The following is a 25089-nucleotide window of genomic DNA, read 5'->3' as shown; positions in this document are numbered from 1 at the left end:
ATTGGCATGGCGAGGGAGGGGAAGGAGCTGTTCATCTGTCGCATCAACCTGTCATTGGATCGGGCATAGGTACCCGTCCGTGCCACGGGAACATTCACCGGGTAGTGGACGCGGAAGCGCGCGATGTCGCCGCCGCCGCCTGCTATCCTCCCGGCCCGTTCCTTGGGCCATCATGGGCTAGCACCCCCGCGGGGCCACGGCAACTGCGAAGCTTTCTATGATGTTGCCATCGGGGGCTTACCGCCCGTATCTGCGGGCTGGCGATGTCGATGCGCGCGAAAATCCTGCTGGTCCTGCTGTGTCCGCTGGCGCTGTGCGGCGCGCTGCTGGCGCTGGGCCTGACGCTGCCGGTGCCGTATCTCGGCCGCGACTACGTGCTGACGTTGCGATTGCCCGATACGCACGGTGCCGAAGACTTGCCGCCCGTCCAGGGTCCGATGGACCGCTCGCGCCCCCTGGTGGTCATCGATGCCGGGCACGGTGGCCGGGACCCGGGCGCCAGCGCCGGGGGGATAGAGGAAAAGCGGCTGGTGCTGGCGCTCGCCCAGGCATTGCGCGATCGCCTGCTGGAAGAAGGCGGGGTGCGGGTGGCGATGACCCGCGACGACGACAGCTTCCGCATCCTGTCCGAGCGGCCCGAAGTCGCGCGCCGCCTCGACGCCGACCTGTTCATTTCCATCCACGCGGACAGCTCGGCGGAAGATTCGCCGGTTCAGGGGGCCAGTATCTACACGCTGTCGAGCAAGGCATCCAGCGAGGCGGCCGCCCGCTTTGCCGAGCGGGAAAACGATGCCGACCGGCTCAACGGCGTCGATGTGGCGGATACCGACAGCGAGGTCAGCTCGATCCTGGTGGAACTCTCGCAACGGCGGGTGCAGGAGAAATCGGAGGAATTTGCGCGGCTGATCATGCGCGAGGGGGAAGGGCGGCTGCAATTCAATCCGCAACCCCGCCGCTCCGCCGCGCTGGCCGTCCTTCGCGCGCCTGACTTGCCGGCGGTGCTGTACGAAGCGGGCTTCCTCACCGATCCATCTGATGCCGCGCGGCTCGTCTCGCCGGAGGGGCGGCGGCGCTTCGCCGACACCATGGCGCGGGCGATCCGCATCTACTTCGCGCGCCAGACGCCGGTCGGCTAGGCTGGCCCGTGGCGAGAGATTGGTTATGGCGCGCGACAGGATCGCCATGCTAGGGCCGCGCGCGCATCATGTCTGACGGTACCGTTCCTTTTCATTATCGCATCCGCCGAGAGGCGTCGGGGGCGTTTTCCCAGCTTACTGAGGGCTGGCATGCCCTCGTCGATGGCTTTCGCGGATGGTGGAATACCAGCGGGCTGTTCCGCTGGCTGTTCTCCCTCGGCGCGATCGGGCTGGCCCTGCTGTTGGCGCTCTACGTCTATCTCGTCTGGAGCCTCCCCGACGCGGAATCGCTGACCGATTACGAGACCCCGCTGCCCACGGTGGTGCGCGGGATCGATGGCGAGATCGTTCATTCCTATGCCCGCGAGCGGCGGGTGCAGCTGCAATATGCGGACTTCCCGAAGCCGCTGATCAACGCGTTCCTTTCGGCGGAGGACAAGACCTTCTTCACTCACGGCGGGGTGGACCTGTCGGGCACGCTCAACGCGGTGGTCGACTACGCGCGCAAATACGGGTCGGACGAGCGCGCGGTGGGCGGGTCCACCATCACCCAGCAGGTGGCAAAGAACCTGCTGCTGGGCGACGAATACTCGGTCACGCGCAAGCTGAAGGAAATGGTGCTCGCGCGCCGGATCGAAAGCGTGATGAGCAAGCCGGAGATCCTGACGCTCTATCTCAATGAAATCCCGCTGGGCCGGCGCAGCTTCGGCGTGCAGGCGGCATCGCGCGCCTATTTCGACAAGGACGTCGCCGATCTCGACCTGCACGAGGCGGCGTTCCTGGCCATCCTGCCCAAGGCACCGGAGCAATACGGCCGCGCGAAATATCACGACAAGGCGGTGGCGCGGCGCAATTTCGTGCTCGACCAGATGGCGAAGAACGACTTCATCACGCCGGCCGAGGCGCGCGCCGCGGAGGCGCAGCCGCTCGGCCTCGTGACTCAGCGCACCACTCGCTCTGCCGATGCGGGCTATTTTCTGGAGGAGGTCCGGCGCGAACTGATCGACCGCTTCGGGGAAACCGCCGAGGATGGGCGCAACAGCGTCTATGCCGGGGGCCTGTGGGTCCGCACCTCGCTGGACACGCAGTTGCAGGACGCGGCCCGCGACGCGCTGCGCTACGGCCTCTTGCGCTACCATGGCAGCCGCGGCTGGAGCGGGCCGATCGCGACGATCGATTTCGACGACGGCGACTGGCAGAGCCAGCTCGCAAGCTCCAACCTGGGCGTGAACTACAAGGACTGGCGCGTCGGCGTGGTCACCGAACGCAGCGGCTCGCGCGCGACGATCGGTTTCTCCGACGGGAAGACCGCGCCGCTGATCGGCCTGCCGTCGAAGCTGAAGGCAGGCGACGTGATCGCGGCCGCGCCATCCGGCTCCAACTACGCGGTTCGCACGATACCCGAGGTGTCGGGCGGCATGGTTGTGGAAGATCCGCAGACCGGCCGCGTCACCGCGATGCAGGGCGGGTTCGATTTCCGCCTCGGCAGTTTCAACCGCGCGACGCAGGCGATGCGGCAGCCGGGATCCACCATCAAGCCGTTCGTTTACGCCACCGGGCTCGACCACGGCATGACCCCCTCCACGCAGGTCGCGAACACCTCTTACTGCTTCTACCAGGGCGCCAATTTGGGCGAGAAATGCTTCAGCAATTCGGGCGGCGGCGCGGGCGGCACGCATACCCTGCGCTGGGGGCTCGAGCAGAGCCAGAACCTGATGACGGTCCGCATCGCGATGGATGCGGGGATGAAGAACGTCGTCGACACCTTCAAGCGGATGAATATCGGCGATTACAAGCCGTATCCCGCCTTCGCGCTGGGAGCGGGCGAGACCACCGTGCTGCGCATGGTGAACGCCTATGCGGCGCTGGCCGATCGCGGTCGACTGCATAATCCGACGCTGATCGATTACGTTCAGGACCACCGGGGCAAGGTGATCTGGCGCGCCGACGACCGCCCGTGCGAAGGCTGCAACATGGCCGAATGGGACGGGAAGCCGATGCCGCGCCTCGGCCCGACGGGCAAGCAGGTGCTCGACCCGCGCACAGCCTACCAGGTCACGCATATGCTCGAAGGCGTCGTGATCCGGGGCACGGGCCGCCGCCTTTCCGGCATGGGCCTGCCGCTGTTCGGCAAGACCGGCACGACCACGGGGCCGAAGGACACCTGGTTCATGGGCGGCACGCAGCAGCGCATCGCGGGCGTCTTCATCGGGTTCGACAATCCGCGCAACATGGGCGGCTATGCCCAGGGCGCGACGGTCGCCGCGCCGGTGCTGAAGAAGTTCATCGAGGATACGCGCAAGCGGTGGGACGATTCCCCCGCGGTGGCACCGCCGGGCGTGCGGATGGTTCAGATCGACCGGGTCAGCGGGAAACGCGTGTTCGGCCAGACGGCCAGCGATGCGGTGAAGGCATCGGTGATATGGGAGGCTTTCAAGCCCGATACCGAACCGCCCCGGACCACCCGCCGCGAGCAACTGGCGGCGGAACGGCGGCGCATCCTGGCCCTTATCCGCGAGGCGGAGCGGCCCGTGACGGAACGCCGCAGCACCCAGGGCGAAGAGCGCCGGAACGACTTCGTAGAGCAGCAAGGCGGGATCTACTAGCCGCCAGATTGCGCTTGGCGGCGGCGCGTCAGCGGTTCATGATGCGTCGCATGACCCGCTACGCACCCTTCGCCGCCATGGCGCTTGCCGCTGCGACCCTTGTCGCGTCGCCCACCATGGCCGAAATCCCGGTCGGCAAAGCCGCGCCAGCCTTCACCGCGCGCGGGGCGATGGCGGGCAAGCCGGTGACCGTCGATCTGAAAGCCGCGTTGAGGAACGGGCCGGTGGTGCTCTATTTTTTCCCCGCCGCCTTCACCCCCGGCTGCAATGTCGAGGCGCATACCTTCGCGCAGAATATCGCCAAGTTCAAAGCCGCGGGCGCGACCGTGATCGGCATGACCGCAGGCAATACCGACCAGCTGGCCAAGTTCTCATCCGAGAAATGCGCCGGCAAGTTCACCGTCGCCGCGGCCAGCCCGGCCTTGCTGAACAAGTACGATGTGTCGCTGAAGGGCAAGGACGGGGCGACGACCGGCTATTCCAGCCGCACGACCTATGTCATCGGACAGGACGGTAAGGTGGCCAGCGTCTATTCCGACATGAATCCGGCCGAGCATGTGAAGAACAGCCTCGCCGCCGTACACAGGCTCACCGGACGGTAGCGATTGCCTCGACCGGGGGCGGCGGCCTTTCCCCCGCGCGCGTGCTGCGCTAGGCGCGCTTTCCAGACGAATTCAGGAGTTTTCCCATATGCGTGCCGAAGGGCAGGCCCATATCGACCGTATCGACGCCGCGCTCGCGCTGGTGCGCCAGTCGCTGGACTGGGAGCGCGCGCTGCGCCGCCTCGACGAGCTCAATGCCCGCGTGCAGGACCCCACGCTGTGGGACGATCCCAAGCAGGCACAGGCGATCACGCAGGAGCAGAAGCGGCTCGAAAACGCGGTCAACACCGTGCGCGAGATCGACTCCGAGAAGAACGACGCGATCGAATTCGTCGAGATGGGCGATGCCGAGGGCGACGACGACATCGCGAACGAAGGTCTCGCGAGCCTGGCGAAGCTCGCCGACCGCGCCGATGCCGACAAGGTGCAGGCGCTGCTGTCGGGCGAGGCGGACGCCAACGACACCTATATCAAATCCACGCGGGCGCGGGCGGCACCGAAAGCCAGGACTGGGCCGAGATGCTGCTGCGCATGTACGCGCGCTGGGCCGAACGGCGCGGCTTCAAGGTGGAGACGGTCGAATATCAGGCGGGCGAGGCCGCGGGCATCAAGTCCGCCACGCTGCTGGTGAAGGGCGAGAACGCCTATGGCTATGCCAAGACCGAGAGCGGCGTGCATCGGCTCGTGCGGATCAGCCCCTATGATAGCTCGGCCCGGCGCCACACCTCGTTTTCCAGCGTGTGGGTCTATCCGGTGATCGACGACGATATCGAGATCGAGATCAACGAAAGCGACCTCAAGATCGACACTTACCGCGCCAGCGGCGCGGGTGGACAGCACGTCAACACGACCGATTCCGCGGTCCGCATCACCCACCAGCCGACCGGCATCGTGGTCGCGAGCCAGAACGACCGCAGCCAGCACAAGAACCGCGCGACCGCGATGAACATGCTGAAAGCGCGGCTGTTCGAACGCGAGATGGCCGAACGCGAGGCGGCGGCCGGTAGCGAATATGCCGAGAAGACCGAGATCGGCTGGGGCCACCAGATCCGCAGCTACGTCCTCCAGCCCTACCAGCAGGTGAAGGACCTGCGCACGGGCGAAATCTCGACCAGCCCCGACGACGTACTCGACGGCGCGATCGACCCCTTCATCAGCGCCGCCCTGGCCCAGCGCGTGACCGGCGAAACGGTCGATGTGGAGGACGCCGAGTAGGGGGGCGACCCCAGAGACGCAGGGTTGTGCGGACGTTAGTCGGTCGCGTCGAGGTCCGTTTCGGCATAGATTTAGTCGAGCAAGTCGCCCGGTCATCCTGCGCTCGGCAAGGACATCATCGCGCGTGATCCTTACGGGGATCAGAACAATCCACCCAATTCTTCCTCGGCCGCGGCGCGTTTCGTCACAAAGGCCATTACCAACATCAGAAAGCCGACCAGAACGACGGTGATAACCGGCGGATCGACTGCTAGCCTTGCGCCATTTGCGGGACCGAGAAGCAGCCCCCACAATGATGGGTCAGGAAGACGCTGGCCGTACCGCCAGCTGCCAGCGCCCTCCCAAAGGAGTCGCAGGCGGAGGTGCAGCAGTGGTTGAACATCTGACCCCAGGCCAATCGAGCGAAAGCTGTCTGACGGTCCATACACCCGCAAGGTAGACCAGCATCGGTAGCCGATTGGGCGGGAAACCGCCGAGTTCGTGCACCAGCGCGCGTTGGAAACGAAAAGCATGACAATCTCCATCCCGAACGCGACCACTAGTACGAAACGTACCCCCGGTGATGGGTGACGCTGGCAGCTGCTCCAATCGCGAAAAAGCGTGTTGGGTCTTAGCGCGATTTAATCTTGACTTAAATTTTCGATCTGCCCAGAATTTAGCTCTCAATTAAAGAGTCGCAAGAGGGCTGCACCCATGTTCGCGATCGAGACACAGAACCTGACGAAGCGCTTCGGCAAGACAGTGGTGGTCGATGGATTGAGTCTGCAGGTCCCTACCGGCTGCGTCTTTGGCTTCCTCGGGCCGAACGGCGCGGGCAAGACCACCACGTTGCGCCTTTTGCTCGGCCTGCTGCGACCCGACCGGGGATGCGTCCATCTGCTGGGCCACAACCTATTTGCGCACCGTCTTCAGGCGTTGTCCGGCGTGGGCGCGTTTGTGGAAAGCGCGTCGGTCTACGACCATCTGAGCGGGCGCGCCAACCTTGAACTCACCCGAAGGGTGCTGGGTTTGCGCGAACGCGAGATCGACCGGGTTCTCGAACTGGTAGAACTTCAGCGCGCGGGCAATAAACGCGTGCGCGACTATTCCCTGGGCATGAAACAGCGCCTTGCCCTCGCGCGTGCATTGCTAGGAAAGCCGCGCCTCTTGCTGCTCGACGAGCCGACAAATGGCCTCGATCCGGACGGCATCATGGCAATGCGCAGGCTCATACGCGAATTGCCGGACCGGATCGGAGGCACGGTCTTCGTATCCAGCCACCTGCTTTCTGAGGTCGAGCAAACCGCCCAGGGACTGTGCCTGCTTCGCGCCGGATCAGCGGTACTGCAGGGCTCCGTCGCGGACCTGCTGGACCGCTCGTCGCAAATCGATTTCACAGTGGACCGCGCAGGCGCGGCGATGGAGGTCTTGATCGCTAACGGAGTGCCAGCGAGCCTTGTCGATGAAGGTGCCATCCGCGTTCAGTGTCCTGGTGAAGATCGGGCAGCGGCCGCTGCCGCAAATCGACTATTGGTCACGCACGGAATCGCGGTGTCGGCAATGACGCCGCGCAAGCGTAGCCTGGAAGATCTCTATCGCGATACTTTGCGTGCCGAGGATGGCGCAGCGCGGCAGGGCCCGAAAAGGAGAGCGGCATGATCGCGCTCGTCGTTAACGAGGTGCACAAGCTCAGGGGATCGCTCGCTTTGCTGATCGCGGTGGTCGCACCGGCTCTCCCGGGATTGCTGGTGATGCTGGCCCTGCTGTCGAACGATCGTGCGGCGTCGTGGACCGATACATATCGCTTCGCTCTGCCACTCTGGGCGCTGTTCCTGGCGCCGATGGTCATCGCCGCCTTCACCGCATTGACCGCCCAGATCGAGCATCGGGGGCACGGTTGGGACCACTTGCTCGCATTGCCCATCGCGCGGTGGCGGATATTCGTGGCGAAGATCATTGTGACATTGGCAGCCGTGATCCTGATGACCGCGCTCGTCCTTGCCTTTGCCAGTCTCGGCACGTGGCTGGGTGGCGCGATGGGCCCCGGCCTTCCCAAGGAACCTTTCCCATTGTCGAGACTGGCGCAAAAGGGCGCACTGATGACCGCCTCCATGACTATCTTGGTCGGCCTTCAACTATGGGTTTCATTGCGCTTTGCCAATTTCGTCGTCCCGCTGATCTTCGGTATCGGTGGCACCCTGGTTGCGCTTGCCGTGATGATCAGCCGGAGGCAGCAGGCCGAGTGGTTTCCATGGGTGCTGGCCTACAACACGCTGATTCAGCCAACGCCCGAACGATATGCGATGGCTGGGCTGGTCGTGGGTATCGCCATTCTGGTGGCAATGGTGCCGATGTTGGCAAGACATCAGTTTCGGTAAAGGCAGCCTCCGCCGGGCGTCGTTCCGGTGCCAGAGACAGCATGACCGCAGTCGCAACGCCCTGAAGCCGTGGCACCCGCGCTTTCCTACTTGGACGCAGCTCGGTACCGGCGGAGGGTCTTTCTCATTGTCGGCCCCTTTCAGGAGCGCGTTTCGCCTCCCTCCCACTGTCCGTCCGCTTTTCGGAGCGGTCAGTTTATGCAATTATAACATCGATTTGCTTGCCGGGACCGAAAGTGACGCCCTGTAACCTTTGTCACCCCTCTTGGCTTGTCATCCCGCCAGCAACCGCTCCCGCGCCTCGGCGTACTGCGCCTCCAGGCGGTCGACGAAATCGGCGACGCTTTCGACTGCCTTGACCGCGCCGATGCCTTGGCCGGAGCCCCAGATGTCCTTCCACGCCTTGCTCTTCGAGCTGCCGCCGCTGCCGAAATTCATCTTGCTCGGGTCGCTTTCGGGCAGGTTGTCGGGGTCCATGCCCGCCGTCTCGATGCTGGAGCGCAGATAGTTGCCGTGCACGCCGGTGAAGAGATTGGAATAGACGATCCCCTCGGCGCTGCCGTCGACGATGCCCTGCTTGTAGCCGTCGACCGCGTTCGCTTCCTTCGTCGCGATGAAGGCGCTGCCGATATAGGCAAAGTCGGCGGCGAGCGCCTGCGCCGCCAGGATCGAGCGGCCATGCGCGATCGAGCCCGACAGCGCGACCAGCCCGTCGAACCACTCGCGGATTTCCTGCATCAGCGCGAAGGGCGATTGCGTGCCAGCATGCCCCCCGGCACCGGCGGCGACGGGAATGAGCCCGGTCGCGCCTTTGTCGATCGCCTTGTGCGCGAAGCGGTTGTTGATGACATCGTGCAGGGTGATGCCGCCCCAGTTCTTGACCGCGGCAAACACCTCTTCGCGCGCGCCGAGCGAGGTGATGACCAGCGGCACCTTGTACTTCTCGCACACGCCCATGTCCTCTTCGAGCCGGGCGTTGGACTTGTGGACGATCTGGTTGACGGCGAAGGGCGCGGATGGGCGATCCGGATTGGCTCGATCGTGCGCGGCCAGTTCCTCGGTAATCCGGGCGAGCCATTCGTCGAGCACGCCGCTGGGGCGCGCGTTCAGCGCCGGAAAGCTGCCGACGATGCCCGCCTTGCACTGCGCGATGACCAGCTCGGGGCCGGAAACGATGAACATCGGCGAGGCGATGACGGGTAGGCGCAGCCGGTCGAACGGGGCGGGAAGGGGCATGGGCACTGTCTCCGGACAAAGTGTTTTTGCCCGAGTATGGCGCACCGGCGCGGTTGTCGAGAGCGGGTGCGGCGGCGCCTGCGGGCCGTAGCGTCAGGCCGAGCGACGAAAGCTGCGCGCTATCCGAAGAACGCCTCGATCGCGATGCACGATGCTATCCCGACGACGATGTTCATGGGGAGCCCGATCTTCACGAAGTCCATGAAACGGTAATTCGCCGCGCCATAGACCAGCGTGTTGGTCTGATAGCCGATCGGGGTCGCGAAACTGGCGCTGGCCCCGAACATGACCGCCACGATCATCGCGCGGGGATCGACCCCCAGCGCATTGCCGAGGGTGATGACGATCGGGGTGAGAATGACCGCCACCGCGTTGTTCGTCACCGTTTCGGTCAGGAAACTGGCGAGCGCATAGGCGGCGATCAGCAGGACGAGGGGGGAGGCGGTTCGCAGGAACGGCTCCAGCCAACCCACCACCAGCTCTACCGTGCCGCAGTTCTGCAAGCCTTCGCCGAAGGCGAGCATGCCGAAGATCAGCACGAGCGTGTTGCCGTCGATCGCGCTCCATGCCTCTTCCGGCTCGATGCAATGGGTGACCAGCACCACCGCGACACCGACCAGCGCCAGCGCGGCGATCGAGTAATCGAACAACGCGGCACCCACCACGATGGCGATGAGAGTCAGGATCGCGATCGGAGCCTTGGCCCGTTTGAAGCTGCGGGCCGGGGCCTGCGAGACCTGCGCCAGGTCGACATTGCTCTGCAGCTCCGCCGCGGAATCGGGCAGGGCGGCGATCAGCAGGCGGTCTCCGGCGCGCACCCGCACCTCGGTCAGGTCCGGACCGGCGAGATGGCGAGGCCGGGACAGGCCAAGCACGCGGATCTTCAGGCGGGAGAGAAGCGGGATCTCTGCCAGTCGACGGCCGATGACGGGATGGGTGTGGGACACCACGGCCTCTATCAGGCGCGCGTCCGCGTCGCGATCGGGGCCAGCCATGGTGATGCCGCCGCCGACCCCGGTGAGCCCGACGCGGAAGTCACGCGCCTCGGCCAGGGAAGCGAGCTCCTCCGGCGAGGTGGCGATCACCAGGCGGTCGCCCGCCTGCAGCACGATCGCTGTCAGCTCCCGGCGCCAGGTCGTAACGCCGCGTTGCACCGCGATGATACGCACCCCCGGCCGCCGGGTGAGGGCGGTATCGCCGACCGGTCGACCGACATAATCGCTCTCGGGCACCAGCACGAGTTGCGAGAGATAAGTGGTTCGCTCGCTGTCCTCCGCCAGAACGCGGTCCTTGCGGTCGGGCAGCAGGGCGGGGCCGGCGAGCGCAAGGAAGGTAAAGCCCGTGATCGCGGCGCACAGGCCCACGCCCGTGATTTCGAAGATACCGAACGCGGCCTGCCCCTGCTCGCGCGCGACCCCGTCGACCAGGATATTGGTCGACGTGCCGATCAGCGTCAGCGTTCCCCCCAGGATTGTCAGGTAGGACAGGGGGATCAGGAGGCGCGTCGCATTGATGCCCAGCACACGCGCGAGCCGCTTAACGATCGGAATCATCACGATCACTACCGGCGTATTGTTCATGAAAGCGGACGCGGCGAGCGTACCCGCGCCGATCTCCGCCACGGCCAAGCGCGGCCGGCGCAAGGTGCGGCGGATGACCCAGCCCGACACTTCTTCCAGCGCTCCGGTTCGCAGCAACGCGCCGCTGATGACGAACATCGCGCCGATCGTGACAGGTGCGGAATTGCCGAAAACTGCCAGCAGCTCGTCCGGCTTGACGTAGCCGAGAACCAGCATGGCCATCCCGCCGACAACCGCGATGACCACCGGGGGGTAACGTTCGACCGCGAAACCGAGGAACAGCGCTATCAGCAGCGCCAGGCCGATCCAGTCACTGTGAGGGGCCAGCAACTGGCCGAAAGAAAGAAGCGCCAAGAACGGGTTCCATCCATCGAAGAGAACCCGGTCATACTGCGGCCCGAACCCCCGGTAAATCGCAAATTACGCAGTCGTACGCGCAACTTCTGCCGTGTTTACCGCGCTCAGCACCGCCCGAACGCTGGCGGTCGCCACGTCCTCGTCTATGCCGCAACCCCATACCGTTCGCCCGTCGGCATCCCGGCATTCCAGATACGCGGCGGCGCGTGCCTCGCGTCCGGTGGAAAGCGCGTGTTCGGTGTAATCGCACACTTCCAAGAATACGCCGAACGCGTCCTCGATCGTGCTGAGGACGGAAGAGATGAGGCCGTTGCCACGTCCGCTGACACGCTGTTCGTGTCCCTCGACAGAAATCGTGCCCGCGAAGATGCGCGTGCCGTCCGGCGCGCGCGTCTCCTCGTAATCGACCAGTTCGAACGGATTTTCACCCGGTTCGAGATGATAGGCCTTGCGGAAGGCTTCCCAGATATCGGGCGCGGCGAGTTCACGGCCGATTTCATCCGCAAGGTGCTGCACGTGGCGGCTGAAATCCGCCTGCATCTTCTTGGGCAGCTTCAGGCCGCGATCCTGCTCCAGCACCCAGGCGAATCCGCCCTTGCCGGACTGCGAGTTGACCCGGATCACCGCTTCGTAATCGCGGCCGAGATCGGCGGGGTCGATCGGAAGATACGGCACGCGCCACTGCTCGTCGTTCTGCGCGGCGTGCGCTTCGAACCCCTTCTTGATCGCGTCCTGGTGACTGCCGGAAAACGCGGTGTAGACCAGTTCCCCGCCATAGGGATGGCGCTGGTGGACGGGCAGTTGGTTGCAGTATTCGACCGTTTCGATCACGCGGTCGATGTCGGAAAAGTCGAGGCCCGGATCGACCCCTTGCGTGTACATGTTGAGCGCCATGGTCACGAGGCAGCAATTGCCCGTGCGCTCGCCGTTTCCGAACAGGCATCCTTCGACCCGGTCCGCCCCTGCCATCAAGCCCAGTTCCGCCGCCGCGACGCCGGTGCCGCGATCGTTATGCGTATGCAGGCTGACGATCGCGCTCTCGCGATTAGGCAGGTTGCGGCAGAAATACTCGATCTGATCGGCGTAGATATTGGGTGTCGCCGCCTCCACCGTGGCGGGCAGGTTGAGGATTATCGGATGCTCGGGCGTCGGGGCCAGCACTTGCATCACCGCCTCGCAGACCTCGATGCTGAAATCGAGTTCGGCGGTCGAGAACGTCTCGGGCGAATACTCGAAATGCCAGTCGGTGTCGGGGCGCTTCGCCGCCTCGTCGCGCAGCACCTTGGCACCGGCGATCGCGATCTCGCGCACCTCGTCGCGCGTCATGCGGAAGACGATATCGCGCCAGGCTGGGCTGACGGCATTGTAGAGGTGCACGATGGCGGCGCGCGCACCTGCCAGGCTGTCGAAGCTGGTGCGGATCAGGTCCTCGCGCGCCTGAGTCAGCACCTGCACGGTCACGTCATCGGGAACCCGTCCGGATCGGACAAGGCCGCTGATGAAGTCGAATTCGGTCGCACCCGCACTGGGGAAGCCGACCTCGATCTCCTTCATGCCCACTTCCACCAGCAGGTCGAAGAACCGGTTCTTCTTCACCGCGTCCATGGGATCGACGATCGCCTGGTTGCCGTCGCGCAGGTCCGTGCTGAGCCAGCGTGGCGGTCGCGTTATCGTCTGGCCCGGCCATGTGCGGTCGGGCAGGGGGACCTGCGGAAATGGCGCGTATTTGGCGGACGGATCGCGAAGCATGGGCATGACATTGGCTCGGTAACGGAAGTGGGCTGGACGAGAGGCAGTTCCCTTGGGCGCTCCCGCGCGCCCTGCGGGCACGCGTCAGATCACGCCCAAGGGCGCGTAAGTCGTAGCAGCGATAGCGTTCCGTTGCGCTTCATGCGCACTTGCATTGCCGAATCCTGCCGCGATGGCAACCCGCAATGTTCGGTTGTTGCTTTGCGCTTATTGCTTTTCGAACGCTGCCGTGATGTCCAGTTCGACCGCATCGCTCACCAGCGGAATGCCGTACTCGATGCCCCAGCGCGACCGTTCGATGGTGGTGGTCGCTTCGAAACCGATCGTTTCCGTTCCGCCCATGGGGCTGGCTCCTACGCCAGTAAAATGCGTGTCCAGCACGACGGGATGCTTCTGTCCATTCATCTCCAGCGTGCCGGAAATGAGTGCCCGGGTGGAGCCGAAGCGCGTGACCTTGTCCGATACGAAATGGGCCATCCCCGGCTCGGGGCCGAAGAAGTCGGCCTTCGCCCCGTCCTTGCCCGCTCGCAGCAGGTGGTCTTTCAGGCCTTCGCTGGCCACGGTCACCTTCGCTATCGGGATTCGGATATCGACAGATGTCGCGTCCATGTTCGCCGGATCGAGCGTCAGCGTGCCTTGCGCATCTCCGAACAGGCCGAAATAATCGTTGAACCCGAGGTGATTGACGCGCCACCCGACTAGGGTGTGACCCGGGTCGGCATCATAGGTGCCTTTCGACACCTTGCTCACGTCCATGGTGCCACGCGCCGGCATGTCCTGCGCGACAGCCACCATGGCAACGGATGTGCCAGCGACGGCCAGAGCCGCGAGTGTCACGCCCAGTACGGTTCTTTTCATCGTGCTTCTCCTGATGGCTTCCTGGGAATTTCCGGGCGAAGCTAGATCGGAAACCTATCCGCACGCAACCGAGACTATCTTGCCGTCTTCACCGAGCTCGACATTCAGCCGCTGGGGAACGGTTTCGGGTTCGGGTGTGGGATCGCCGGGCGACATCCACCGGACATTGGTGATGGGGGCGATATCGGTCAGCAGACGGCCGCGTGTCTCCGCGTCGGCTTCCCGCCCGACATAGGCAGAGGCGACCTGAGCATGGCAATCGTCGGATTCAACGGCTTCGGGCGAAGTCCCCGGATCGGGAATATCGCGATCGTAATCCGCAACCGGCGCCTTCTCGACCAGAGGTTCGCTATCCGCCTGGTTGACGGGAACGGCCTGACCGCACGCGGCGAGCAGCAGCAGAGGAAGACCGGCGGCAAGTGACGAGGGAATACGCATGGCTCACCAACCGGGGCACCGCGCGGAGGTTCCGTGCGACCGGCGGCAGCGCGCATCACCCACAGCGCAGATCGCGGATAACGCCTGTATAGTCGATCATCACATTCAGGCGATCGGTCTGGTCCTCGACCCGATCCGATGTGCCGGCGGGCAGGAACCGCAGGGTAGCGCCAGATCCGACGGCCTCGGCGATCTTGGCGCGCGTAGCGGGGGAGTCTGGTTGATTGAGGAAGGGCTTCGCAGCGGGCGCATTGCACCGTTCGGCACCTGCCGCCAGCGCCGACCCGCGCGATCCGTCGGGCATCACTTGCGGGGGTGGGGCCGTTTGCGGATCGGCCCCAGTTTGCGCGCCCTGCTGAACATTGGCTGCCGGTGTCTGGCCTCCTGCGACACGCGCGGCGTAGTCGTCTGCCGTCTCGCCCTGCTGCGAGGGCTGGCCGCAAGATGCGAGAAGGCAGGCGCTAACCGCCAGGAAAGCGAAGTCGGAACGCACTCGGATCATTGGTAGACCTCCATTGATCCGCCCGCTTTGCCCGCTCAACGCGACAATCGTGTGACCGTCAGTTCCTGTCCTTGTCGACCAGCCGGTTGGCGGTGATCCACGGCATCATCGCACGCAGGCGAGCGCCGGTTTCTTCGATCGGATGCGCCTCGGCCGCCTTGCGCGCCGCCTTGAGTTCGGGCTGGCCCGCTCGGTTGTCGAGCACGAAGTTTTTTACGAACCGTCCCGACTGAATGTCGGCGAGCACGCGTTTCATCTCGGCCTTGGTCTCGTCGGTGATGATCCGCGGGCCGGTGGTGATATCGCCATATTCGGCGGTGTTGCTGATCGAATAGCGCATGTTGGCGATGCCGCCTTCGTACAGCAGATCCACGATCAGCTTGGTTTCGTGCAGGCACTCGAAATAGGCCATCTCGGGCGCATAGCCCGCCTCAACCAACGTTTCGAACCCGGCCTGAATCAGATGCGTGATGCCGCCGCACAGCACCGCCTGTTCGCCGAAGAGGTCGGTCTCGCACTCTTCCTTGAAATTGGTCTCGATGATGCCGCTGCGTCCACCGCCCACGCCGCTGGCGTAGGCGAGGGCGACGTCGTGTGCGTTGCCGCTGGCGTCCTGATTGATCGCGATCAGGCAAGGCACGCCGCCGCCACGCTGATACTCGCTGCGCACGGTGTGGCCGGGGCCCTTGGGCGCGATCATGATGACGTCGATATCTTCCGGTGCCTCGATCAGACCGAAATGGACGTTGAGCCCGTGGGCGAAGGCGATGGCGCTACCGGAGCGCATGCGGCCCTTGAGATCGTCGTTCCAGATCGCCGCCTGATGCTCGTCCGGCGCGAGGATCATCAGCACGTCGGCCCATTCCGCCGCGTCGCCGTTCTCCATCACGGTGAACCCAGCGTCCTCGGCCTTCTTGGCGCTGGAGGAGCTCTTGCGCAGCGCGATGCGGACGTCCTTCACCCCGCTGTCGCGCAGGTTCTGTGCATGGGCATGACCCTGGCTGCCATAGCCGAGAATGGCGACCTTCCTGTCGGTGATAAGGTTCAGGTCGGCATCGGCGTCGTAATAGACTTTCACTCTGATATCCCCATTTCCGTCGTCATCCCCGCGAAGGCGGGGATTCAGTGTGCTCCGTCGTTAGCTGGATTCCCGCCTTTGCGGGAATGACGATATTGTTGATTGCAGTGCAGCTTATCTAAGCCCTCGCGGGCCCGCGCATCATTCCGACGACGCCGGTGCGCCCCACTTCGACCAGCCCCAGCTCTCGCATCAGGGCGATGAAGCTGTCGACCTTTTCCGGTGGGCCGGTGATCTCGAAGATAAAGCTCTCGGTCGTGGTATCGACCGGGCGCGCGCGGAAGATGTCGGCGAGGCGCAGCGCTTCGACCCGCTTCTCGCCTGTGCCCGTGACCTTCACGAGTGCGAGCTCGCGTTCGACATGCGGGCCTTCCTCGGTCAGATCGGTCACGCGGTGGACCGGTATCAGCCGCTCGAGCTGCGCCTGGATCTGGTCGATCACCTCGGGCGGTCCGCGGGTGACTATGGTAATGCGACTGATCGCGTGATCTTCCGTAATGTCGGCCACGGTCAGGCTGTCGATGTTGTAGCCCCGTGCGGTGAACAGTCCGGTGATCTTGGCGAGGATGCCCGGTTCGTTGTCGACCTGCACCGCGAGCACATGCCGCTCGCCCGCTTGTTCGGTGATCTTCATCTCACACCAGCGCCTTCGCTTCGTCGTCCATCGTACCGGCGACGGTATCGCCGTAGAGCAGCATCTCGGTATGGGCGGCGCCACTCGGGATCATGGGGAAGCAGTTCGCATCCTTGGACACTTGGCAGTCGACGATGACCGGCCCGTCGTGGGCGAGCATCGCCTCGATCCCCGCGTCCAGGCCGGCCTCATCCTCGATGCGGATGCCCTTCCACCCGTAGGCCTCGGCAAGCTTCACGAAGTCGGGCAGGCTGTCGGAATAGCTGTTGGAATAGCGGCTTTCGTAGGTCAGTTCCTGCCACTGGCGGACCATGCCCATATATTCGTTGTTGAGGATGAATATCTTGACCGGCAGGCGATACTGGCTGGCGGTGCCGAGCTCTTGGATGTTCATCTGGATGCTCGCCTCGCCGGCGATATCGATCACCAGGCTCTCGGGATTGCCCAGCTGCGCACCGATCGCGGCGGGCAAGCCGTAGCCCATCGTGCCCAGGCCGCCGCTGGTGAGCCATTTGTTCGGCCCCATGAAGCCGAAATACTGTGCCGCCCACATCTGGTGCTGACCGACTTCCGTAGTGATGATCGGGTCGCGATCGCGGGTGAGCGCGAAGAGCCGCTCGACTGCAAGCTGCGGCATAATTTCGTCTTTTCGCGGCGGGTAGGCCAGGCTTTCGCGCGCCCGCCAGCCGGTGATCCGCGCCTTCCACTCGCCGCGGTCGCGTGGCTTTCGGCTGCCCCATGCCTCCACCAGCTGGCCGAGCACGGTGGCGCAATCGCCGACGATACCGAGTTCCACGGGCACGATCTTGTTGATGCTCGCGCGGTCGATATCGATATGGATCTTCTTCGCCTGCGGCGCGAAGGCGTCGAGCCGTCCGGTGACCCGATCATCGAACCGCGCGCCGATCGCCACGATCAGGTCGGCTCGGTTCATCGCCATGTTTGCTTCGAACGTACCGTGCATGCCCAGCATACCCAGCCAGTCAGGATGGTCGGCAGGAAAAGCACCGAGGCCCATCAGCGTCGAGGTGACGGGCGTATCGGTCAGCTTCTGGAGCTGGCGCAGCGCGGCGCTGGCATCCGGCCCGGCGTTGATGACCCCGCCACCGGTGTAGAACACGGGACGTTCCGCCGCGGCGAGCATGTCGACCGCTTCGGCTATCTCGTCCGCGGCAGCGACGGTGCGCGGCTGGTAGCGATGCGACGCGAGGGCGCGCGACGGTGCCTGCGCGTCCCAGGGCGCGGTGGCGATCTGCACATCCTTTGGAATATCGACCAGCACCGGCCCCGGACGCCCGCTGGTGGCGATGCGGAACGCTTCGGAGATCGTGGCGGCCAGGTCCTCGGGATCCTTCACCAGATAGTTATGCTTGGTGCAGTGGCGGGTGATGCCGACCGTGTCCGCCTCCTGGAACGCGTCGGTACCGATCAGGCCGGTCGCGACCTGGCCGGTGATCACGACCAGCGGGATCGAGTCCATGAACGCGTCGGCGATGCCGGTGACCGCATTGGTGGCGCCGGGGCCGCTGGTGACGAGGACCACGCCGGGCCTGCCGGTAGAGCGCGCATAGCCTTCCGCCGCATGCGCAGCGCCAGCCTCGTGCCGGACGAGGATATGGCGGATATGGTCATCGCCGAACAGTTCGTCGTAGATCGGAAGCACGGCCCCGCCGGGATAGCCGAACACGAACTCGACCTTCTCGCGCTTCAGGCATTCGAGCAGGATCGCAGCGCCGCTGCGTTCGGTCTGGCTCCTCTCGGTCATCGCATCATCTCCCGCGGTAAAAAACGGCCCGGCGCATCGCTGTGCCGGGCCCATCGGTAATGGGCGAGTGGCAGCTATAAAATATCCTGTCAAGCGCTATCTAAGACATAAAGTTGCGCAAATCCGGCCCAAGGCAGCTGAAGAAGTCTCCGTGCGCATCCAATCTTGCGGAGGCTGGCGGCGAAACCAGGTATATTGTCGTTTCGCGTAATTGCGGGTCGCCTGCTGACCGTGCTTGATAGCTTCCTCTCGCGGCCAGTCACCGCGCAGCCAACCGGCGATTTCGGGTACGCCGATCGCTCGCATGACCGGCAGGTCAGGGTCGAGCCTGCGCGCTAGCAAGGCTTCGACCTCCGCGATCGCCCCACTGGCGATCATGCGTTCAAAACGGGTGTCGCAGCGCGTGTAGAGCCATTCCCGCTCTGGAAGCAGCACCGCAGGCAGCAGCGACACCGCATCGCCGATGCCGCCTTCCTTGCGCGACTGCCAGTGCGCCAGCGGGCGACCCGTGCTCCGCACAACTTCCAGCGCGCGGGCAATCCGCTGCCTGTCATTGCGAGAAAGCGCGGCATGACGCTCCGGATCGGCGTCAGCGAGCGCAGCGTACGCCTCCTCTACCGGAAGGGCGCGGACATCGTCCCGAATGTCCGGAGCGATCGGCGGGATCGGCGCGATCCCTTCCAGCAGGGTCTTGAAGTAGAGCCCTGTACCTCCAACCAGGATCGGCAGCGTGTCGTCGGCATGAGCCGCCGCGATCTCGCGCTTCGCCGCAATGGCCCACTCCGCCGCTGAGCACGCCTGCGCGCCGTCCCACGTGCCGAACAGCCGGTGTTCGATCCCGCGCATCTCCGCTTCGGTCGGGCGGGCGCTCAGCACCCTCAGATCGGCATAGACCTGCGCGCTGTCGGCGTTGATCACCACCGCTCGGCCACCCGCGGCTTGCCAACGCAGCGCCAGCGCGACCGCGCAATCGCTCTTGCCGCTGGCGGTAGGCCCTGCGATGAGCGCCACCTGCGGCTTGCTACCGGGCTTGCCACCAACGTCCATCGGAGATCGCACCATGCTCATCGCCCGCCTGATAGCAGACCCTGCCGATCTCGAAACAAGGCTCGACGTGGCGAGCCAGGAGCTAGAGCGGCGGGGCATGCCGATCGCTGCGGCGGCCATGCTCGATTTCTGCGGCGACGTGCTCCAGATCAGCCTGCCGGAAGGCGACGCGGGCGTGCTCCGCGCAGTCTTCGACACGCATTTCGGACCGACCGATGGCTTGATCGCGCAGGACACGATCGCGGTGCCGCACCTTTTCGTCTCCGACATGGATTCGACCATGATCGGGCAGGAATGCATCGACGAGCTGGCCGACTATGCCGGGCTGAAGGACCAGATTGCGGCGATTACCGAGCGCGCCATGCAGGGCGAGCTCCATTTCGAGGCGGCGCTGCGCGAGCGGGTCGGGCTGCTTGCTGGACTGGAAGAAACCGCGATCGAACGCTGCCTCGCGGAGCGGATCGAACCGAGCCCCGGCGCGGCGACACTGGTCGCGACATTGAAATCGAAAGGATGCCATACCGTCCTGGTGACCGGCGGCTTCCACCATTTCGCCGACCCGGTGGCCGAACGCATCGGGTTCGAACGCGTGGTCGGCAATCGCTTGGCGGTCGGTGAGGGCGCGTTGACGGGCGAACTCGCGGCAGCGGTGGTCGACAGCGAAACGAAGCTGGACACCCTGAGGGCGGAAGCCGAGCGGCTAGGGCAGGACGCGATCACCATGGCGGCGGGCGACGGGGCGAACGATATCCCGATGATCGACGCCGCCGATTACGGCTTCGCCTATCGCGCCAAGCCGAAAGCACGCGCGGCCGCCAATGGCTGGATCGATCGCGGCGACCTGACCGCGATCCTGAAGCTGCTCGCCATTCCCGAAAGCGAGTGGGTCCGCGCATAGCTTGCGCGGGGGCGAGCGCACGCGGCGGACGACAACAGGCAACTGGCAACCGCCACCCGATAGCTATCAGGCGGCGTTGACCCCAGCGCGCTAGTTGCCCTTGCCGAAACCCTTGGTGTCACCCGCGGTCGCGGCGCCGATATGCTGTTCGGGCGCGGGGGCGGATTGCAGCTGAATGTAGTTCTGCAGCCCCATCTTCTCGATCATCTCTTGCTGCGTTTCGAGGTGGTCGACGTGATCCTCCTCGTCGCGCAGGATTTCCTTTAGCAGGTCGCGGCTGACATAATCGCGCACGCTCTCGCAGTACTCGATCGCATCGCGCAGCAGCGGGATGGCTTCTTCCTCGAGTTCGAGATCGGCCTGGATGACCTCCTCGACCGTTTCGCCGACCCGCACATTGCCCAGGCGCTGGAAATTGGGATGCCCATCGAGCAGCAGGATGCGCGCGGTCAGATGGTCGGCATGGACCATTTCCTCGATCGACTCCTTGCGCTCATACTGGGCCAGCCACGTCATGCCCCAGTGATCGAGCATGCGGAAATGCAGCCAGTACTGATTGGTCGCGGTCAGCTCGTTGGTGAGAGCCTGATTGAGATATTCGATTACTTTCGCATCGCCCTTCATGGCCTATCTCCTTGTATTGGGGAGGGCCTAGGCGACCCGTTGCCGGTTTGGCCAGTGAAAGCGACTCGCAGTTTTCAGCCGCTATTGCGCATGATTTTCAGGCAGCCTGCGTGTCGCAGGGAAGCATCGCGGCGCGTTCTTCCTCCACGAGTTCCTCGGCGTGATCTTCGCAATTGAAGCATTGGAACTGGCAGCCGAGCGAGCGGTAGGCCGTCTCGGCATCGGGGCAACCCCGGCGGGCGGCGGCGCGAATGTCCCTCTCCCGGAGGACGTTGCAACTGCATACGATCATGCCGCCGAGTTTATGGTAATGCGAATGGATTGCAACAGGAAATTTGCGATCCGTTCGCAAAAGCGGGCTCAGCCGCTCATCCAGTTCCGGAAGAACCTCTCATTGGCTTCGTGCAGATCGGTCAGCGACACGCCGACTACGCTATCCCCGCCGACGGTGCCGATGCGACGGATACCGATCAGTTCGCCGTCCTCGTCCTCCGGCCCCTCGGCGACGACCTTCGCAAAACCTGCGAGGTCCCTGGCGGTGACGACATAGCGCGCCTGGTCCTCGCCGAACCACCATTGCGCGGGCGTATAGGCGTCGTCGCCCGCCACTTCGGCACCGACATTGCCGGCCAGCGCCATCTCGGCCAGTGCAACCGCGAGGCCTCCGTCCGACAGGTCGTGGACCGCGTTGACCAGTCCGCGCTCGATCAGGCTGCGCACGATCCGTCCCGCGCCGCGCTCCGCTTCGAGATCGGTCGGGGGCGTGCGGCCTTCGTCGCGGCCCTTGACCACGTCGAGCCAGAGCGACTTGCCCAGATGCGAGCGGGTCGGGTCCGGTCGCGCCCAGAAATCGGGCGCGATCAGATAGATAGCGTCGCCTTCGTTCTTGAACCCCATGGTCATCATGCGACTGTAGTCGTCGATCAGGCCGACGCCGCCGATGGCGGGCGTGGGCAGGATCGCGCTCCCGCCGCCCGTCGCCTTGCTCTCGTTATAGAGCGACACGTTGCCGCTCACGATGGGAAAATCGAGCGCACGGCAGGCGTCGCCCATCCCCTCCAGCGCGTGGACGAACTGGCTCATGATCTCGGGCCGCTGTGGATTCGCGAAGTTGAGGCAATTGGTCACCGCGAGGGGGCGCGCCCCGACTGCGCAGAGGTTGCGATAGGCCTCCGCGATCGCCTGCTTGCCGCCTTCATACGGGTCGGCATGGACGTAGCGCGGGGTGCAATCCGTTGTAATCGCGAGCGCTTTCTTCGTCCCGTGGACCCGCACGACACCCGCATCGCCGCCGGTCTGCAGCGTATCGGCACCGACCTGGCTGTCATATTGCTCCGCGATCCAGCGCCGAGAAGCGAGGGCGGGGCTCGCCATCAAGTTCAACAAATCGGCCCCGATGTCCGAACTTTCGGGCACCATGTCCAACGGTTTCACCTGCGCCCAGGCCTTGTAGTCCTCCGGCGAGAGATAAGGCCGGTCGTATTCGGGCGCATCCGCCGCGAGCGGGCCGAGCGGGATGTCGCACACCACTTGGCCATCGAATTCCAGCACCATGTGCTGCGTATCGGTGACCTCGCCGATCACCGCGAAATCGAGCTCCCACTTGCGGAAGATCGCCGCGGCCATTTCTTCCTTGCCGGGTTTCAGCACCATGAGCATCCGCTCCTGGCTTTCGCTCAGCATCATTTCGTAGGGCGTCATCCCTTCTTCGCGGCAGGGCACAGCGTTCATGTCGAGCCGGATACCCGCCTTGCCGTTGGTCGCCATCTCGACGCTGGAGGAGGTCAGGCCCGCCGCGCCCATGTCCTGGATCGCGACGATGGCGTCGGTCGCCATCAGTTCGAGGCACGCCTCGATCAGCAGCTTCTCGGTAAAGGGGTCGCCCACCTGCACGGTCGGTCGCTTCGCCTCGGCATCTTCGCCGAAATCCGCGCTGGCCATGGTCGCGCCGTGGATGCCGTCGCGGCCGGTCTTGGAGCCGACATAGACGATCGGATTGCCCACGCCCGTCGCCGCCGAGTAGAAGATGCGGTCTGCATCGGCCACGCCGACGGTCATCGCGTTGACCAGGATATTGCCGTCATAGGCGGGGTGGAAGTTGGTCTCGCCCGCCACCGTCGGCACGCCGACGCAATTGCCGTAGCCGCCGATGCCCGCGACCACGCCCTGCACTAGATGCTTCATCTTCGGATGGTCGGGCCGCCCGAAGCGCAGCGCGTTGGCGTTCGCCACCGGGCGCGCGCCCATGGTGAAGACGTCGCGCAGGATCCCGCCGACGCCCGTCGCCGCGCCCTGATAGGGTTCGATGTAGCTGGGGTGGTTGTGGCTCTCCATCTTGAAGATGGCAGCTTGCCCGTCGCCGATGTCGATCACGCCCGCATTCTCGCCCGGGCCGCAGATCACCCACGGCGCTTCGGTCGGCAGCTTCTTCAGGTGCAGGCGGCTCGACTTGTAGCTGCAATGCTCCGACCACATGACCGAGAAGATGCCGAGCTCGACCAGGTTCGGCTCGCGGCCCAGGGCATGAAGGACGCGGTCGTATTCCTCGGTGCTGAGGCCGTGCTGCTCGACGATTTCGGGGGTGATTTCGCTCATGGCCGCGCCTTAGCGGCGGCGGGGGCGATATTCCAGCGGGTGGAACGGCAAAATTGTGCGCCGTGCCCCGGCGCGTCCACGGTTGACCGGCGCGGGCAAGCCCGCCAATGCTCCGCCGCATGACAGAGGGGACCGCAGAAATATCGCAGATGAGCTTCGAGGATGCGCTGCGCGCTCTCGAAGACGTGGTGCGCCAGCTCGAAAGCGGGGACGTGCCGCTCGACAAGTCGATCTCTCTCTACGAACGGGGGGAGACCCTGCGCAAGCACTGCCAGGCGCGGCTCGACGCGGCGCAGGCGCGGATCGAGGCCATCGTGCAGGACGGGGCTGAAAACGGGGTGGGCCGCGCGAGCGGCACGCGGCCGTTCGACTCCGATGGCTGAGCTGCAACTCGTGCGGGGCGAGGGTGCGCTGCAACGGGCACTCGCGGCGATCCGCGAGGACGTGGACGATTTCTTCGACCGGACACTCACGGTACCGAATGACCTTCGGGCGCGACTGGTGTCCGCGATGCGTTACGCGGTGATCGGTGGGGGCAAGCGTTTGCGCCCCTTGCTGACCGTATCGACCGCGGCGCTTTACAATGTCGATCGCGCGCAGGCCGTGCGCGCTGGTTGCGCGGTGGAGGCGATCCACGTCTATTCGCTGATCCACGACGATCTCCCCTGCATGGACGACGACGCGCTGCGGCGCGGGCAGCCGACCGTGCACCTGGAATATGACGAGGCGACCGCGGTGCTGGCGGGCGATTCGCTCCATGCGCTCGCGTTCGAGCTGCTGAGCGAACCGGCGATGAGCACCGATCCCTTCCTGCGGGCCGAGCTGGTCGAATGCCTCGCGCGGGCGAGCGGCCATGGTGGTATGGCGGGCGGCCAGATGATGGACATGGCGAGCGACTTTCCCGACACGCCGCCGTTCGACCTCCACACGATCACCCGGTTGCAGCAATTGAAAACCGGCGCGCTGCTGGGCGCGGCGGTGGAAATGGGCGCGATCCTGGGCCGCATTCCGCCAGACGGGCGCAGCCATCTGCGCGCCTATGCCCGCGATATCGGCCTCGCATTCCAGATCGCCGACGATCTGCTGGATGTGGAAGGCGATGAAGAAACCGTGGGCAAGGCGGTGGGCAAGGATAGCGCGCAGGGCAAGCAGACCTTCGTCACGCTGATGGGCGTCGACGGCGCGCGGGCGCAGGCGAATGCGCTGGTCGAACAGGCCATCGGCCACCTGTCCAATCACGGCGACGAGGCTGAGGTGCTGCGCGCCATCGCACGGTATATCGTCGAGAGGGACAGGTGATGAGCGAACGCGTAGGGATCTATCCGGGCACGTTCGACCCGATCACGCTTGGTCATGCCGACATCATCCGGCGCGGGGCGACGCTGGTCGACCGGCTGATCGTCAGTGTCACCACCAATCCCAGCAAGAATCCGATGTTCTCGACCGAGGAACGCCTTGCCATGGTGAAGCGCGAGATCGCCGCGATGGGCATTCCCAATGTGGAGGTGCAGGGCTTCAACGCATTGCTGGTCCGCTATGCCGAAAAGGTCGGGGCCAATGTGATCGTACGGGGCCTGCGCGCCGTGGCGGACTTCGAATACGAATACCAGATGGCGGGCATGAACCAGCAGCTGTCCGACGATATCGAGACGGTGTTCCTGATGGCGGACGTGTCGCTGCAACCCATCGCGTCGCGGCTGGTCAAGGAGATCGCGCTGTTCGGGGGCGACATCGCGCCCTTCGTCAGCCCGGCGGTGAAGGACGACATTCTCGCCCGGGTCGAGAAGCTGGGGCGACGCGGCGATTATTGAA

Annotated in this window: 24 protein-coding genes; 10 read left to right on the top strand and 14 right to left on the bottom strand. The window is 64.9% G+C overall.

The features are described 5' to 3' along the window. Positions 1–269: 269 nt before the first annotated feature. The 4 genes from F7D01_RS00360 (at position 270) to prfB (ending at position 5559) form a co-directional block, all read left to right on the top strand. Positions 270–1136: an N-acetylmuramoyl-L-alanine amidase gene (locus F7D01_RS00360; RefSeq protein WP_371819618.1), complete on the top strand. Its 867-nt coding sequence runs from the start codon at positions 270–272 to the stop codon at positions 1134–1136. A 68-nt stretch (positions 1137–1204) separates the two neighbouring features. Beyond that, a complete protein-coding gene (locus F7D01_RS00355; RefSeq protein ID WP_215228317.1) occupies positions 1205–3742 on the top strand; it encodes a penicillin-binding protein 1A in 2538 nt (845 codons plus the stop codon). A 50-nt stretch (positions 3743–3792) separates the two neighbouring features. Further along, positions 3793–4344, top strand: a complete 552-nt coding sequence (locus tag F7D01_RS00350; protein ID WP_241553697.1) for a peroxiredoxin — start codon at positions 3793–3795, stop codon at positions 4342–4344. 88 nt (positions 4345–4432) lie between these two features. Beyond that, positions 4433–5559 (top strand): peptide chain release factor 2 gene (gene prfB, locus F7D01_RS00345; protein ID WP_215228316.1). Its coding sequence is split into 2 segments (ribosomal slippage): positions 4433–4814 and positions 4814–5559, totalling 1128 coding nucleotides; the frame shifts between segments, so codons are not numbered across the junction. A 140-nt stretch (positions 5560–5699) separates the two neighbouring features. On the opposite strand, the gene F7D01_RS00340 is transcribed toward prfB, so the two are convergent. Further along, positions 5700–6071 (bottom strand): hypothetical protein, encoded by a 372-nt coding sequence (locus F7D01_RS00340; protein WP_215228315.1) that lies wholly within the window; start codon positions 6069–6071, stop codon positions 5700–5702. 181 nt (positions 6072–6252) lie between these two features. Here F7D01_RS00340 and F7D01_RS00335 point away from each other — a divergent pair, with 181 nt between their 5' ends. Next, a complete protein-coding gene (locus F7D01_RS00335; protein WP_215228314.1) occupies positions 6253–7197 on the top strand; it encodes an ATP-binding cassette domain-containing protein in 945 nt (314 codons plus the stop codon). After that, on the top strand, positions 7194–7916 hold the full coding sequence (locus tag F7D01_RS00330) for an ABC transporter permease (RefSeq protein WP_215228313.1): 723 nt from the start codon (positions 7194–7196) through the stop codon (positions 7914–7916). The genes F7D01_RS00335 and F7D01_RS00330 overlap by 4 nt, the downstream gene beginning before the upstream one ends. A gap of 273 nt (positions 7917–8189) precedes the next feature. On the opposite strand, the gene F7D01_RS00325 is transcribed toward F7D01_RS00330, so the two are convergent. From F7D01_RS00325 to miaA, 10 genes are all read right to left on the bottom strand, one after another. Beyond that, a complete protein-coding gene (locus F7D01_RS00325) occupies positions 8190–9152 on the bottom strand; it encodes a nitronate monooxygenase family protein (protein ID WP_215228312.1) in 963 nt (320 codons plus the stop codon). Between the two features lie 119 nt (positions 9153–9271). Next, positions 9272–11086: an SLC13 family permease gene (locus F7D01_RS00320; RefSeq protein ID WP_215228311.1), complete on the bottom strand. Its 1815-nt coding sequence runs from the start codon at positions 11084–11086 to the stop codon at positions 9272–9274. A 66-nt stretch (positions 11087–11152) separates the two neighbouring features. Beyond that, on the bottom strand, positions 11153–12844 hold the full coding sequence (gene leuA / locus F7D01_RS00315; protein WP_215228310.1) for a 2-isopropylmalate synthase: 1692 nt from the start codon (positions 12842–12844) through the stop codon (positions 11153–11155). Positions 12845–13045: 201 nt separating this feature from the next. After that, the gene (locus tag F7D01_RS00310; RefSeq protein WP_215228309.1) at positions 13046–13696 is read right to left on the bottom strand and encodes a YceI family protein; all 651 of its coding nucleotides are present in this window, start codon (positions 13694–13696) and stop codon (positions 13046–13048) included. A 54-nt stretch (positions 13697–13750) separates the two neighbouring features. Then, the gene (locus F7D01_RS00305; RefSeq protein ID WP_215228308.1) at positions 13751–14134 is read right to left on the bottom strand and encodes an I78 family peptidase inhibitor; all 384 of its coding nucleotides are present in this window, start codon (positions 14132–14134) and stop codon (positions 13751–13753) included. Between the two features lie 55 nt (positions 14135–14189). After that, positions 14190–14636, bottom strand: coding sequence for a hypothetical protein (locus F7D01_RS00300; RefSeq protein WP_215228307.1), 447 nt, complete (start codon positions 14634–14636; stop codon positions 14190–14192). A gap of 58 nt (positions 14637–14694) precedes the next feature. Further along, complete coding sequence (gene ilvC / locus F7D01_RS00295; protein WP_215228306.1) at positions 14695–15714, bottom strand: ketol-acid reductoisomerase; 1020 nt, start codon at positions 15712–15714, stop codon at positions 14695–14697. 118 nt (positions 15715–15832) lie between these two features. Further along, the gene (ilvN, locus tag F7D01_RS00290) at positions 15833–16348 is read right to left on the bottom strand and encodes an acetolactate synthase small subunit (RefSeq protein WP_215228305.1); all 516 of its coding nucleotides are present in this window, start codon (positions 16346–16348) and stop codon (positions 15833–15835) included. Position 16349: 1 nt separating this feature from the next. Beyond that, positions 16350–18113, bottom strand: a complete 1764-nt coding sequence (ilvB, locus tag F7D01_RS00285) for a biosynthetic-type acetolactate synthase large subunit (RefSeq protein WP_215228304.1) — start codon at positions 18111–18113, stop codon at positions 16350–16352. Positions 18114–18209: 96 nt separating this feature from the next. Then, complete coding sequence (miaA, locus tag F7D01_RS00280) at positions 18210–19181, bottom strand: tRNA (adenosine(37)-N6)-dimethylallyltransferase MiaA (RefSeq protein ID WP_251566949.1); 972 nt, start codon at positions 19179–19181, stop codon at positions 18210–18212. Here miaA and serB point away from each other — a divergent pair. Next, a complete protein-coding gene (gene serB / locus F7D01_RS00275) occupies positions 19174–20058 on the top strand; it encodes a phosphoserine phosphatase SerB (protein WP_215228303.1) in 885 nt (294 codons plus the stop codon). The two genes, miaA and serB, sit on opposite strands and share 8 nt — an antisense overlap. Positions 20059–20148: 90 nt before the next feature. Here the strand turns inward: serB and bfr are convergent, their stop codons facing one another. The 3 genes from bfr to purL all read right to left on the bottom strand — a co-directional run bounded on the left by bfr (position 20149) and on the right by purL (position 23277). Beyond that, on the bottom strand, positions 20149–20682 hold the full coding sequence (bfr, locus tag F7D01_RS00270; protein ID WP_215228302.1) for a bacterioferritin: 534 nt from the start codon (positions 20680–20682) through the stop codon (positions 20149–20151). A gap of 97 nt (positions 20683–20779) precedes the next feature. Continuing rightward, positions 20780–20974 (bottom strand): bacterioferritin-associated ferredoxin, encoded by a 195-nt coding sequence (locus F7D01_RS00265; protein ID WP_215228301.1) that lies wholly within the window; start codon positions 20972–20974, stop codon positions 20780–20782. 68 nt (positions 20975–21042) lie between these two features. Next, on the bottom strand, positions 21043–23277 hold the full coding sequence (purL, locus tag F7D01_RS00260) for a phosphoribosylformylglycinamidine synthase subunit PurL (RefSeq protein WP_215228300.1): 2235 nt from the start codon (positions 23275–23277) through the stop codon (positions 21043–21045). A gap of 119 nt (positions 23278–23396) precedes the next feature. Here purL and F7D01_RS00255 point away from each other — a divergent pair, with 119 nt between their 5' ends. The 3 genes from F7D01_RS00255 to coaD are packed head-to-tail and all read left to right on the top strand — an operon-like array spanning position 23397 to position 25088. Next, entirely contained in the window at positions 23397–23660 is a 264-nt protein-coding gene (locus F7D01_RS00255; RefSeq protein WP_215228299.1) for an exodeoxyribonuclease VII small subunit, read from the top strand. Next, positions 23653–24576, top strand: a complete 924-nt coding sequence (locus F7D01_RS00250) for a polyprenyl synthetase family protein (RefSeq protein WP_215228298.1) — start codon at positions 23653–23655, stop codon at positions 24574–24576. Before F7D01_RS00255 ends, F7D01_RS00250 begins: the two co-directional genes overlap by 8 nt. Beyond that, on the top strand, positions 24576–25088 hold the full coding sequence (gene coaD / locus F7D01_RS00245) for a pantetheine-phosphate adenylyltransferase (RefSeq protein WP_215228297.1): 513 nt from the start codon (positions 24576–24578) through the stop codon (positions 25086–25088). Before F7D01_RS00250 ends, coaD begins: the two co-directional genes overlap by 1 nt. The last annotated feature ends 1 nt before the right edge of the window (position 25089 follow it).

It is taken from the genome of Erythrobacter sp. 3-20A1M (assembly GCF_018636735.1).
In the GTDB taxonomy this organism is placed as follows: domain Bacteria; phylum Pseudomonadota; class Alphaproteobacteria; order Sphingomonadales; family Sphingomonadaceae; genus Alteriqipengyuania.
The sequence above is the reverse complement of the archived record's forward strand: the minus strand, read 5'-3'. Positions and strand labels throughout refer to the sequence as shown.